Here is a 13,153-nt window from a genome sequence, read left to right on the forward strand (position 1 = left end):
CGCTATTCTCCCAACTCTGCATGTCGTTGCTGCTCGTCATCAACAACTTGAGTATGTGGATCTTGATGGACATTGCGCACATCACTCAAAACACGACCATCATGCAAACGCACGACCCGATGACATTGCTCCGCAATCTCTGGTTCGTGTGTCACCATCACCACCGTTTGCCCTGCGCGATGCACTTCTTTGATCAGGGCTAAAATTTCTAGGCTGGTGCTGGAATCAAGATTACCGGTAGGCTCATCGGCTAATAGTATCGATGGCTTACCGACCAAAGCACGAGCAATCGCGACACGTTGCCGTTGTCCACCTGATAGCTCATTCGGTTTATGGTGCATGCGTGAACTTAAGCCAACGTGATCTAATGCCTCCATCGCCATCCGATTACGTTCTTTATAGCCTACGCCACGATAGATCAAAGGCTGCGCAACGTTATCCAAAGCAGTGGCTCGCGGCAGCAGATGGAAGCTTTGAAAAATAAAGCCAATTTCTGCATTACGTACCAAGGCAAGTTCATCGCTATCCATAGTGGCAACGTCACGTCCATTGAGTTGATATGTGCCAGCACTTGGGCGATCCAAGCATCCAACAATATTCATCAAAGTGGATTTGCCCGAGCCCGATGCACCAATAAACGCAACTAATTCATTACGCGCAATATGAAGATCAACACCACGCAAAGCTTGCACAGTTTGATCACCCATCTGGTAATTTTTTTGTATACCCGATAATGTAATCACGGCTTGGTCCCACTTCCATTGGCTGAGGCTGCTGATGCGGATGCTGAAGCGGAGGCCGATGCCGCCTTAGGATCAGTCGACTTCAATTCCTGTACTTGATCACCATCACGCAATGAGCGTAATACTCTAGCAGGGCCAGTCACGACGACATCGCCTTCTGCCAAGCCAGAAATAATTTCCTGATTATTGTCATCTGCAATGCCGATTCTGACTTCTTTCTTGCGCGCTACGCCATCTTTAACTGTGAAAACAACGCCCAAACTCTTACTCGCTTCTTTGCTGTCTTTGCCGTCTTTATTCTCTAACTTCATGCTGTCACCAGTGAGAATCGCTTGAATTGGCAATACTGGTCGCAAGCTGCCACCACCAGTAATAATCTCCACGCGGCATGTCATCCCTGTGCGTATTCCCGTCTTTGTTTCAGACAAACGCAATTTCACAACATAGGTTTTGCCTTGCGATGCGCCAGCCAAATTCACGCGAGGCGCCATTGACACCTCTTCTACGGTGCCAATTACCGGTTGATCATCAAATGCAGCGGGATACACTTTTGATTGCTGACCGACTTGCACCTTGGCGACGTCAGCTTCATCTACATTGACCTCAGCCATAATGCTGCCGATGTCAGCAATCGTCATCAAAGAGGAACCCGCCATGCCTGTAGCACTTGCCACCGCAGTCTCGCCAATTTTGATTTGCACAGCAGTGACCGTACCGCTGATTGGTGCTTTGACCTCAGTTTTATCTAAACGCTTTAAGGCTTGATCTAAAGAAGCGCTGGCTTGCTGCATGCTTTCACGCGCTGCGTGTAAGTCGACCTTAGCAACATTCAATTGATGAACTGCGTCTTCATATTTGCTCGCATCGATAAACTTGGCCTCGGCCAAACGACGACTACGCTCGACGTTCACTTGTTGGCGATCGACATTTAACTGCGCGCGCTCAATATTGACTTGCGCACTGCGAACAATCGCACGTTGTTGCGTGACTTCGGCACGAATCAGGGTTGGATCGAGTCTTAGCAACACTTGGCCTTGTTCGATTTTGTCACCTTCTTTCACCAGCACTTCAGACACTTTGCCAATCACTTCACTCGACAATTGCACTTGCTGACGAAAGACAAAATTGCCAGAGGCAAGTATCGAAGGCTGAATTTCTTTTTTACTGACCTTCGCCATCTCCACTTCTAACTTGGGCTTGCTGCTCGAAAATTTGATCACAACTGGGACAATAATGATCGCAGCAACGACAGCGATTCCTATGAGCTTACTTTTTTTCATTTCAATACCGATCATTTAGAAAACATCAAGACAGTAACCCAAATTCCATAAATCACCGCGTAAGGCAAGCCCGCTGCGATGACGCAACTAGTGACACTGCGATCAGTCCAAACGCGCAAACCAACAAAGGACAAAAAGGCAGTCCAAAACGTCGTCAAACTCAAATTATTCATCAAGCTTGCCCATGCATGGTCAACTGGCAAATTCGTTATCAGAAAATTCAAGGACAACATATTTAAGCTTTCCATCGCAAGCTGTCCTTTGCCCGAGACTATTTGCAATGCCATCAAAGGTACACCAATCAAAGTCGGCACACTCACCCAAACTGAAAATCCAAACCACTTACCATAAGAAATACTACTGCCCATTATTTTTGACGCTAACAAGAAATACAGCGCATATAAAGCAAATACGATTGGTGTTCCGATCAGGACACCACCCAAGGTGCTGTACATCATACTGTCTTTGGTCATCATTTTCGCCATCGCTTGTTTTTGCTCGGCATTTAAATTCTGATTCGCGCTCATGGTGTGTTCAAGCAACCAAGAGAAATCGACCGTCGCAAAATACCAGTAAAACAAAGCCAATGTCGAACCGATGATCAATGCCAACGGTAGCCAAGGCTGAGAATGTTCTTTTAAAGAGGTAAAGGCAGATTTAGGTTCGATGAAGATTTTGGTCAACACAGACATTGCATTTGCAGACATGAGATTTCCCTTTTTTATGAAAGATGATTTCACTTAGATCGAGTACAGCACCGAAATCGATCAGCAAAAGTGAGTCATCTAAATTCGAGTTATTTGAAAAAAATAGATAACTGGAAGCAGTATCATATTCCTTACTTATCTAAAATACATATTTTTCTCTCAAACTACGTTCGTTTTAGGATTTCTGCAAAATTACGCTAGCTAGGCGCGTCACCAACGACAGTAAAAATGTGCGACAAGATGACCGCAATGACGCTAGGGTCTGTTCCGCGTAGATCCTAATTTTGTCGTAAACCACACACGTAGATTAATTGATAAAGACAGTGTAAATAGCATTGCGCAAGAATGGTCGATGCTGCGACAAACGACGAATTATTGATGACGAATACCCTGCATTTGTGACGAATCTCGGCTCCACATCTATCGCCAAAACACAAAATGACTGCTTGAATGCGTAGCGAAGGCTAACGATGATCAAAAAAAATGCGCCCGTAGGCGCATTATCAGACTATGTTTGTTTTCTTCAGTCGGCTAATCGCCATAGGGCGCTAGCCGATCAAACTAATCTTGATCCAGATTTAACTGCATCATGGTGCTGATTGTATTGGTTGGTGTCGCACAAGGTTCTTCATCGAAAGCGATATCGCCATTTGGCATTGCCTCACCCGTCAAAGCCAAATCGCGGAAATTGAACAAATCTTTATCCATTAAATGCGATGGAACAACGGTCGATAAGGCAGAGAAAATATTATCAACACGCCCCGGATGTTGTTTGTCCCAGTCGCGCATTAATTGCTTCACATGCTTACGCTGTAGATTCTCTTGCGAACCACATAAGTTGCACGGGATGATAGGGAATTGTTTTACCGCCGCATATCGTTCTGTATCACTTTCTTTGACATAAGCAAGCGGGCGAATCACGATGTGTTTGCCATCATCGGATTGCAACTTCGCAGGCATACCTTTTAATTTTCCACCGAAGAACATGTTCAGAAAAAAGGTCTCCATAATGTCATCGCGATGGTGGCCGAGTGCAATCTTGGTCGCCCCCAATTCATCTGCTACACGATACAAAATGCCGCGACGCAAGCGTGAACACAAAGAACAGGTGGTTTTCCCTTCTGGCACCAAACGCTTGACGATACTATAGGTATCTTGGTTTTCGATGTGATACGGAATGCCCAATTTATCCAAATACGCAGGCAATACATCTTCGGGAAAACCTGGTTGCTTTTGATCGAGATTGACGGCGACGATATCGAAATGAATCGGCGCGCGTTCGCGTAAGGTCATCAAAATATCAAGTAGCGCGTAACTGTCTTTGCCGCCAGAAAGACAAACCATCACCTTGTCGCCGTCTTCGATCATATTGAAATCGCCGATCGCCTGCCCAACTAAACGGCACAAGCGTTTATGTAATTTATTGTTCTCGTAAGCGATTTTCTCTGGTGAGCGCGTCGCTGCCGTTTGCGCCGGATTGCTTGGTGTAGGCATAGAAATGACTTGCATAATTCGACTCACACTTCCGATTTAATTTGAAACACTTCAACCCCAACGCCTTCGCAATCTGGATAGACATCTGGTTTCATCGTTGACACGCGCACCGCACGTACACGCGGGTGCGCCAACATAATTTTTGCAACATCATCACACAAGGTTTCTTGCAAATGCACATGACCTTGCGCCACACGCGCTGCAATCGTGCCACGCATAAAATCATAGTCAACCACCTCATCGAGCTGATCATCTTTTGGCGTAGACAATGCCAAGGGAATATACAGATCAACATTGATCATGACTCTTTGCTCCCCCTTCTTTTCAAATTCATGCACACCGATATTGATAGATACCTCGTAATTGCGCAAAAACAAACGACGACAATCCGCGAGTTGTGGGTGGTGGAGTATGGATAACATAAAGAATCGCTTTAAAAAACTTACAAATTAAAAATAACAAAAAATAAGCACTAGATCATCATTTAGCAATCGCTAGGAAAGCAATCGATGACATCTAAGAATCTGAATTCGCTTTCGCTAAAAACATCACATCACGCTGAGTAGGAATCAAATGCTGTCCGCCATCCACGACGATGGTAGTACCAGTGATTGCCTTGGCACTTGCGACATAACAGACTGCTTCAGCGATATCTTCTGGCGTACTAGAACGCCCCAATGGCGTCACTTTATGCGCAGCCTGAAAATCGGTTTCGCTTTGCTCTCCCGATAGCATCGACAATCCAGGCGCTACCCCAACTACTCTCAGCTTAGGTGCTAAAGCCTGTGCCAGACTGGTGGTCGCAGTATGCAGTGCTGCTTTCGACAATGTATAAGATAAATAATCAGGATTTAAATTAAACAATTTCTGATCAAGAATATTTATGACAGAGGCGATACCAGCTGGAACATCAGCTGGCAAAAACGCATGTAAATCTTGCGCCAACATAATTGGTGCCATCAGATTCGCATGCATGTGTTTATCCAAACAAGCTTGCGAAAAATCAGCCGCACTGTCGGCCTCAAACAAAGAAGCATTATTCACTACACAATCAAGGCGCCCCAATTGATTCACAACTTGCGGTATGATTTTCTTGACCTGCTCAACATTACCTAAATCTGCCCGCACTGCAATCGCACGTCGTCCGAGTTGCCTTATTTCTGCCACTACCTGTGCCGCTTCGTCAGCTGAATGATGAAAGTGAACCGCAATATCCCAACCTCGTTGCGCCATACGCAAGGCAATATGACGACCGATACGCTTGGCGGCCCCCGTCACCAATGCGACTTGCCCAGATGTTACTTGTTGCGTAAGCATATTCATTCAATTTCTCGGGTCTGCACTGATATGCAATGACAAGACGCAGGCGCGCTGGCACCATATCAGTTTTTTTAATCTTGTTTGATATAACAATAAGCGAAAATGTTTTCACTTATTGACCGGAACTACCTCGCTTTTAATACAATGCTGGTATGCAGAAACTACATCCAACTCCTCGCCCTCAATTAAGCTTACCTGTTCCGTCAGACGATGCACTGCGGGTATCGCGACAACTTGAAACGCTTATACATACAGAAATCAGCAGCAACGACGGCATCATTCCCTTCTCTCGCTACATGGAGTTGGCTCTGTATACGCCACGCTTAGGTTATTACAGCGGCGGCTCTGCCAAACTTGGTGCGGATGGTGATTTTACGACCGCGCCCGAAATGAGCGCATTGTTTGGTGCTAGCTTAGCGCAACTGGCACAACAACTTTTCTCACAAACAAGTCCTGAAATCATGGAGTTCGGTGCCGGCTCCGGCAAACTGGCATTTGATATTTTGACCGAATGTCAGCAATCTCAAATTCCGCTAAAGCGCTATTTTATCGTGGAATTGTCCGGCGAACTCAGAGCTAGACAAGAAGAACGCTTGAAAGATTTCCCACAAGTAGTCTGGCTAACAAGTATGCCGACCACTTTTTCAGGTGTGGTGCTGGGAAATGAGGTTCTCGATGCGATGCCGGTTGAACTAGTTTGTAAATCAGAGCAAGGTTGGAAACGGTTGGGTGTTAGCACAGAATCAAGCACAACTAGTTCAACCCCGACGTTGAAGTTAGTTGAAATGCATGAAAACGATGCACAAATCACAGCGATGATTGCACAGATTCCCAATGCAGAAGAACTAGCAATTGGCTACATAAGCGAAGTTCATCCAATTGAAATTGGCTTCATGCGTAGTGTGGCGGCAATGTTATTAGCCGGGAAAGCCGCATCAGGTCGCGGTGGTGTGGCGATTTGGCTCGATTATGGCTTTCCTGCGCACGAATATTACTTACCGCAGCGCGACCAAGGCACCTTAATGTGCCATTACCGACACCATGCGCACAGCGATCCTTTCTATCTGCCTGGCTTGCAAGATATCACCGCGCATGTGGATTTCACTGCAATCGCAAGCGCTGGTGTGAATGCCGGTTTAGATCTGTTGGCTTATACCAGCCAAGCAGGCTTTTTGCTCAGTTGTGGCATCACACAGATATTGAGCAGAATTCCAGTCGAGGACTCTCAACGCTACCTACCCGCTAGTAATGCCGTCCAAAAACTACTATCTCCCGCTGAAATGGGTGAGTTATTTAAGGTATTAATACTAGGTTGTGCAGTAGAACTACCCGATCCTTTGCTGCAGCACGACCGTAGTCATCGACTGTAGATTAGCTATGGCCGAGTAAATTTGGTCATGTAGGACTCTTTAAACATCTAAGAATATGAGCACAACTTTCCGTTTTATTGCTAACCCTTTAGGGCCCTCTGACGTAATTTCTTGGTTCAAAGAATTGCCACTTCCCCCAACGATGGTACAGACAGAACGGGGGTGGAATTTGCATTTCCACGAATTTGGTTCCCTAGTTTATTCAATTGATAGCACGATAAATCCCCAAAAGTCGCCTGTTGTAATCATTTTTCTACCTCGTGTTGTGCGAGGGGTTCTTTGGACTGTTGGAGAAGTTCATTTTCTCTCGACTCCTTTGAAGCAGCAATTCCCTAAACTGCATAGAATTAGTACGGCATTTTCAAAGTGGCTTAGCGCAATGCCTTGTGTATACTCGAATAATTGTAAAGAAAATGAGTTTGCATACTACTTGGAAGGTTCTGTGCAAAATCAAGATACCCCTGTTTTCGCATTCGAATCTGGATATTCTGCTTTGCAATCGGGTCGCTATTTTGTTGCTGATAGCGATAATGAATATAGGTTGGACACTATTTGCAAAACGTTGGCGCTTAGAGGCGTGCCGTGCGCCGATGTTTAATTTGTCGTTCGTTTCGGACGGATTCGCCGCCATACAACAAACGGTATTTATCTTATTTAAAACAAAGGACAAAGCATGATCCGTTGGGTGTTAGTGATTTTTATTGGCTTGGTTTTATTTGCCAATTTACTCCCGTGGCTGCAAAAGCTAGGTATAGGAAGATTACCTGGCGATCTACGCTTCAAGCTATTCGGTAAGATTTTTACTATACCTTTTGCCTCGACCGTCTTGCTTTCTCTGTTTGTGCTCTTGATTGCAAAATTTCTCAAATGAAAGATAGCGTCGCATTCTAGCGACGTTGTGCGAATAGCCTTGAAAAAAATTGCTATACAGCTACATTATTCAGAACGAATCGGTTAAAGTTTTAGCACAAGCGAGTCGTCATCTACTTAGTACAAATTCGACTGCTCGTTTTATCCGATGTTTTGCCAAAACAATTAAAACAGGCAACTCCCACATCATCAAAGGTTCTCATGAGTAATTTAGGGGAAATTCGCGCACTGCTAATTGAGCCGCATTCCGGTATGCGTGTCAGTTTGCATAATATGCTGAACTTATGTGGCATCAGCAAAATTGATCACGCTATTTCAGCCGGCACCGCGATACGCGCGATTCAATCAAAGGTATTCGACTTAATTCTGTGTGAATACGACCTAGGTGTAGGCCAAGATGGACAGCAATTACTCGAAGATGTTCGTCATCACAAACTAACACCTTTATCGACAATTTTCATCATGGTCACTGCTGAGCGTGCTTACGCAAAAGTTGTCAGTGCCGCCGAATTAGCTCCTTCCGATTATTTGCTCAAACCCTTCACCGCCGACGCATTACTTGAGCGCGTGCTTAAAGCTATTGAAAAGCGCAAAGCCTTCATGGAAGTGTTTAATTTAATGGAGCAAGGTTTTGTACGTGAAGCATTAGAAGCCTGTTTAGAGGGTGAACAGACTTCACCGCGCTATTTAGTTGACTTCATGCGCTTGCGCGCCGAGCTACATGTCATCTTGGGCGAAGCAAACGAAGCAGAAGAGCTTTACGTCAAATTATATGAAATGAAAACTGTCGCATGGGCCAAGCTGGGCCTCGCGAAAACCCTCTACATGCAAGGACGGTATCAAGAGGCTGAAGATATTCTCAGTAGTCTGGTGCTAGAAAATAATAAGTACATGGATGCCTATGATTGGCTATCAAAAACACATGAAGCCATCGGTGCTTTACCGGAAGCCAAGTCAGTGCTCGATACCGCCGTAACAGTCTCTCCCCATGCAGTGCGCAGACTTCGTAAATTGGGTTCACTCGCACTAGAAACAGGTGACATCGAAACGGCTGAAACCGTATTGAAAAAGGTCGTCAGTAAAGCAAAGTATTCTGAGTTTCGTGATCCCGAAGACCATGTAAAACTAGTCGACGCCTTAGTCAAAAAAGGTGATCACAATCAAGCAAAGTCGGTGATTCGTGACCTAGAAAAAAGCATGTCTGGAATAAAAAAGACCGAGGCATGCCGTGCAATTTCTGCAGCTTTGGTACACGCCTCCACTGGTGATACGGCAAAACTAACAGAAGAGCTCGATGCGGCAGTTCAAGCCAATCGTGATGAGATAGGCCTATCGAACGATCTCAAGCTGGGACTCGCCAAAAGCTGCTTAGAAAACAATAACGAAGGCGCTGCCTCCGAAGTTATCATGGAAGTCATGCGTAACGCCCCCAACCAACAAATGGTGACGAGGGCATTGGGCGTATTCGAAAGTGCGGGCAAAGGCCATATTGGGCAGGAGCTCGTGAAGAAGAGCCAACAAGAGGTAAAAGACTTGGTAGCGCTCGGTGTTCAGAAAGCGAAAGAAGGTGACTTCCGTGGCTCTGTAGAATTGATGTCTAGCGCGGCCAGAAAATCACCAGATAATCCGCAAGTAGTGTTGAATGCTGCGTTGGCTGCGCTCAAATGCCTTGAAAATTTAGGTTGGGATCCTGCCACCGGTAATCTGGCAAAACAATTGATCGAATCCGCTGCGCGCTTAGACCCGATGAATAACCGTTTGAAAGCTATACGCTCACTGTATGGCGAATTGCAAAAACGCTTTGGAATTGACGCTGTTCGAGCAAGATAACCTAAAAAATCTGTGACTATGTCGACTAGCCTCCATGTTCGTGAACGTCTACTCGACAAAATTCGTAGCGACAAAAATTTGCCTACGCTTGGGGTAACGATCAGCAAAGTCATTCAAATTACTTCATCCGGGGAGGATTCGGTTTCGGAACTAGCCCACTTCATTCTTTCCGATGTTGCGCTAACACAAAAAATACTGCACGTATCCAACACGATTGCCTATCGTACTGCCGGTGGCGTATCGGTCACCACTATTTCCCGAGCGATTTTCTTATTGGGCTTCGACACCATTAAAGCCAATGCGATGGCAACCTTGCTGGTTGATGGTTTCAAAGATTACAAACAAGCCCAATCAGTACGCAAAGAACTCGTTCAAGCGCTTTGCGCTAGCGTAACTGCACGAGAAATCGCAAGAAGAAATCGCCATCCAAAAAGTGAAGAGGCCGCCGTTGCGGCATTGTTTAAAAACATGGGACGCATTCTGGTTGCTGCTTTTGATCATCCTCTGTATGAAAAAATTCAAAGTATAGGATTTGACGACCCTGGTCAAATCAATGAAGCCTGCATTCAGTTGCTGGGTTGTAGCTTTGAGCGTTTTGGCCAAAGCGTGCTGCACGATTGGAAAATACCCGAGAGCATCATCTTTGCATTACAACCGCTGCACGGAGAAGTAAAGAAAACCGCGCAAGACACGGAGTGGATAAAACAAGTCGCCAGCTTCAGTGAAGAGCTAGCGAGTACGCTAGTACAGAATGATGAAAGTCAAATACCGATAGAACAACGCTGTTCACAAATCGTTAAACGCTATGGTCGAGCGCTCGACATCAACAGTAATCAGCTCGAAGAAATTTTCAACAATGTCGATAAAGAGGCACGCCAATTAGCGATTACTTTAGAAGTTCCACTCGCCAATTTAACTACCGAATCAACATCTACTATTTCTCAAGAGAGTGATTTCTGTAGCGAATTCATGCTACCTGCTTTCGACACCCAACAAATGCAAACCGTCAGCCGGCATCCAAGTGGAAAGCCATGTAACGCCAGAGATTTATTATTGGCTGGGGTGCAAGATGTAACGCAGATGTTAGCGTCGAAACAAATCAAGCTCAATGACTTGGTGCTTCTGGTACTAGAAACGCTTTATGGTGCAATGGGATTTCGATTCGCAACTGTTTGCTTACGCGATTTGCAGTTAGGGAAATATACCGCCAGAATTTCTGTCGGGGAAAAATATATAGAACGTCAGGGAGCCTTCCAGTTTTCAGTCGACAATGAAGACTCCATCTTTCATGTCGCCATGCACAACAACGTCGACCTAATGATTGCTGAGACGTTAAATCCTAAGATTCAAGCAATGCTCCCAAACTGGTACAAAAGTTTATTGCCCGATACGCGCAGCTTTATTATTTTGCCGCTCATTATCGATAATAAACCACTAGGTTTATTTTATGCAGATCGCAGCTTACCTGCCATTGAAGGTGTGCCACCTGATGAAACCGCACTCATTAAGACTTTAAAAAGTCAGTTAATGAGTGCGATCATGAGACGATGATTGTCTATTGCAATGGGATTCCCTGCTTTTGTGCTAAAGCATCAAGGTCTTGCCAAATGGTGAGTTGATTTAATAATCGACCTGCCGGATCGATCATGCTGTTGAGGTTAAAGAAACGCTCCAACGAATTCGCATCAAAGACCATGCTCTGGGAAAAATTAATGATCCCATATTGCTTTTTAAATGCCATTAACAAATCCGCTGGCGCATCTTTATGCCACACTTGCATCATGCCGCCGACCATCAGCGAGGTGTCAATCGTTTGCTCTAGTACACGTGGACTTCTCGTCCCCTCTAAATCACGATAATCAAGCAAGCGTGGAAAGTAAAACTTTTTTATCCAGTTCGCAGGAATACCTTCAGCTCGATTCAACACTACGCTGCGCCAGTGCGTCCAACATTTCTCTGTTTTATCACTTGGCTCAAAATGCGTATCCGCCAATACTTTACAATCTTCGTCCAAAACAATTTCTAACACGATAGGCAAACCAATCTGCACTGACAAATCTTCCAAACCATGAATATTTGGTTTGCTGCTGCGTTTAGTTTGCAACAGTTGAACAAATTGATCCATCGTTTCTTTATGTTCCGTATATAGCTGGGCAGTAGTCTGACAGAACAGCGCTGCAGCAGCAAAATACGCCATTAACTCACCAACGTAAATTCCCTGCTGCTGGGTAAAGTCCGGTAAATTTTGTTGGCTTTCCAAGCCGATACGCGGCAGTACTGCAGGTACGCCATTATTCAAGAATGAATAAAGGTTATTCGACAGTGTTCCTAGCTTCACTACTGTCCCTTTTGGCAAAACATAAGTACTCATACATTCTTTCTTCAATTCAATTTAATACAGCCGACAACAAATTACCTACGCATAAAGGCAATCGATAAAAAATGCGTAAAATTTAATCGTGATCATGTTCAATTACTGACTACATGCCACCCAGATTGAGCAAGACAAATATCCCCAAGACAGCGAACACTGTGGCGGCTAACCAGCGCACAATATGGAAAGGGAAATTAGGTGATGCAACTTTCCCCAAAAAGACGGCTGGCACATCCGCAATCAGCATTCCTAAAGTTGTGCCCGCGATTACTAAACTTAACTCAGTGTACTTAGCAGCCAAAGCAACCGTGGCTAACTGAGTTTTATCACCAATTTCTGCAAAAAAGAAACTAATAAAAGTAAGCATAAAAACCCCAAAGCGCCCCTCCCTCAATCCTTCGTCTTCAATATCGTCAGGCTTCAAAGTCCAAATGGCGATTGCAATAAACGAAAGTCCTAAAGCCCAACGAAGAATATCTGCCGAGATGTGACTAACAACCCACTGACCAACCAAACCAGCAAGCGTGTGATTCGCCAAAGTTGCGATCAGAATCCCTAAAATAATCGGAATCGGTTTCCGATATCGCGCCGCCAACAAAAGTGCCAGTAACTGTGTTTTGTCACCAATTTCACCAATACTAACCGCCAGTGTTGAAACAAGAAAAGCTTCCATATGGTAAAAAAAGAATTCAGTTGAGGAGTAAAAGTTCGAAAAAATACGCACGTGATCTGTGATGGCCTAACGAGTTCATCTTTATCTCATGATGACTAGGCTAGATGTAGAAGTTCTACTTGGCATTATACCTTGCTCAAGCCACCGTACTTTGCTTGCCTTACTTTGATTGAAGTCGAAATTTCGAATGAAATGAAGAAGTCGAAAAATTAAAGAACTTACTCAAAATAATGAACTTGTCGAAAAAAGAGAAGACAGAAGCCGAGTAGGTAAAAAAGAGTACAAAAGAGAATTGATATAGCAAGAAAAGAGGGAAGACCGAAGGAATGCTGCAGAGTAGGAGTAAAAGCAAAGAGTAAGAAGTTAAAAAGCAAAAGCCCCTGATTCGTTGGAATCAGGGGCATTCTGGGATAAGAGCCTGACGATGACCTACTTTCACACTGGTTGCAGCACTATCATCGGCGCAAAGTCGTTTCACGGTCCTGTTCGGGA

At 44.8% G+C, this 13,153-nt stretch carries 13 protein-coding genes; 5 read left to right on the forward strand and 8 right to left on the reverse strand.

Annotated features, from left to right (window positions below; all coding sequences use genetic code 11):
* Positions 1 to 2: 2 nt before the first annotated feature.
* The 6 genes from KDM92_RS14900 to KDM92_RS14925 all read right to left on the reverse strand — a co-directional run bounded on the left by KDM92_RS14900 (position 3) and on the right by KDM92_RS14925 (position 5,547).
* Positions 3 to 743: an ABC transporter ATP-binding protein gene (locus KDM92_RS14900; protein WP_212685235.1), complete on the reverse strand. Its 741-nt coding sequence runs from the start codon at positions 741 to 743 to the stop codon at positions 3 to 5.
* On the reverse strand, positions 740 to 2,023 hold the full coding sequence (locus KDM92_RS14905; RefSeq protein ID WP_212685236.1) for an efflux RND transporter periplasmic adaptor subunit: 1,284 nt from the start codon (positions 2,021 to 2,023) through the stop codon (positions 740 to 742). Before KDM92_RS14905 ends, KDM92_RS14900 begins: the two co-directional genes overlap by 4 nt.
* Before the next feature lie 11 nt (positions 2,024 to 2,034).
* Positions 2,035 to 2,730 (reverse strand): YIP1 family protein, encoded by a 696-nt coding sequence (locus KDM92_RS14910; RefSeq protein WP_212685237.1) that lies wholly within the window; start codon positions 2,728 to 2,730, stop codon positions 2,035 to 2,037.
* Between the two features lie 561 nt (positions 2,731 to 3,291).
* Complete coding sequence (ttcA, locus tag KDM92_RS14915; protein ID WP_212685238.1) at positions 3,292 to 4,239, reverse strand: tRNA 2-thiocytidine(32) synthetase TtcA; 948 nt, start codon at positions 4,237 to 4,239, stop codon at positions 3,292 to 3,294.
* Between the two features lie 8 nt (positions 4,240 to 4,247).
* Entirely contained in the window at positions 4,248 to 4,646 is a 399-nt protein-coding gene (locus KDM92_RS14920) for a dihydroneopterin aldolase (RefSeq protein ID WP_186892291.1), read from the reverse strand.
* Between the two features lie 94 nt (positions 4,647 to 4,740).
* Positions 4,741 to 5,547 (reverse strand): SDR family oxidoreductase, encoded by an 807-nt coding sequence (locus tag KDM92_RS14925; protein WP_438947477.1) that lies wholly within the window; start codon positions 5,545 to 5,547, stop codon positions 4,741 to 4,743.
* Positions 5,548 to 5,696: 149 nt separating this feature from the next.
* Here KDM92_RS14925 and KDM92_RS14930 point away from each other — a divergent pair, with 149 nt between their 5' ends.
* The 5 genes from KDM92_RS14930 to KDM92_RS14950 all read left to right on the forward strand — a co-directional run bounded on the left by KDM92_RS14930 (position 5,697) and on the right by KDM92_RS14950 (position 11,165).
* Positions 5,697 to 6,914: a class I SAM-dependent methyltransferase gene (locus KDM92_RS14930; protein ID WP_212685239.1), complete on the forward strand. Its 1,218-nt coding sequence runs from the start codon at positions 5,697 to 5,699 to the stop codon at positions 6,912 to 6,914.
* Between the two features lie 55 nt (positions 6,915 to 6,969).
* Positions 6,970 to 7,512, forward strand: a complete 543-nt coding sequence (locus KDM92_RS14935; protein ID WP_212685240.1) for a hypothetical protein — start codon at positions 6,970 to 6,972, stop codon at positions 7,510 to 7,512.
* 75 nt (positions 7,513 to 7,587) lie between these two features.
* Positions 7,588 to 7,785, forward strand: coding sequence for a DUF2905 domain-containing protein (locus KDM92_RS14940; protein ID WP_189347002.1), 198 nt, complete (start codon positions 7,588 to 7,590; stop codon positions 7,783 to 7,785).
* A gap of 200 nt (positions 7,786 to 7,985) precedes the next feature.
* Positions 7,986 to 9,614: a tetratricopeptide repeat-containing response regulator gene (locus KDM92_RS14945; protein WP_212685241.1), complete on the forward strand. Its 1,629-nt coding sequence runs from the start codon at positions 7,986 to 7,988 to the stop codon at positions 9,612 to 9,614.
* Between the two features lie 18 nt (positions 9,615 to 9,632).
* Complete coding sequence (locus tag KDM92_RS14950) at positions 9,633 to 11,165, forward strand: HDOD domain-containing protein (RefSeq protein WP_212685242.1); 1,533 nt, start codon at positions 9,633 to 9,635, stop codon at positions 11,163 to 11,165.
* A gap of 4 nt (positions 11,166 to 11,169) precedes the next feature.
* Here the strand turns inward: KDM92_RS14950 and KDM92_RS14955 are convergent, their stop codons facing one another.
* Positions 11,170 to 11,985: a hypothetical protein gene (locus KDM92_RS14955; protein WP_212685243.1), complete on the reverse strand. Its 816-nt coding sequence runs from the start codon at positions 11,983 to 11,985 to the stop codon at positions 11,170 to 11,172.
* A gap of 109 nt (positions 11,986 to 12,094) precedes the next feature.
* Positions 12,095 to 12,661 carry a TMEM165/GDT1 family protein gene (locus tag KDM92_RS14960; protein WP_212685244.1) on the reverse strand — a complete coding sequence of 189 codons (567 nt, stop codon included), beginning with the start codon at positions 12,659 to 12,661 and terminating at the stop codon, positions 12,095 to 12,097.
* Positions 12,662 to 13,153 lie beyond the last annotated feature (492 nt).

The organism is Affinundibacterium baiyunense, assembly GCF_018139645.1.
GTDB lineage: Bacteria > Pseudomonadota > Gammaproteobacteria > Burkholderiales > Burkholderiaceae_D > Undibacterium > Undibacterium baiyunense.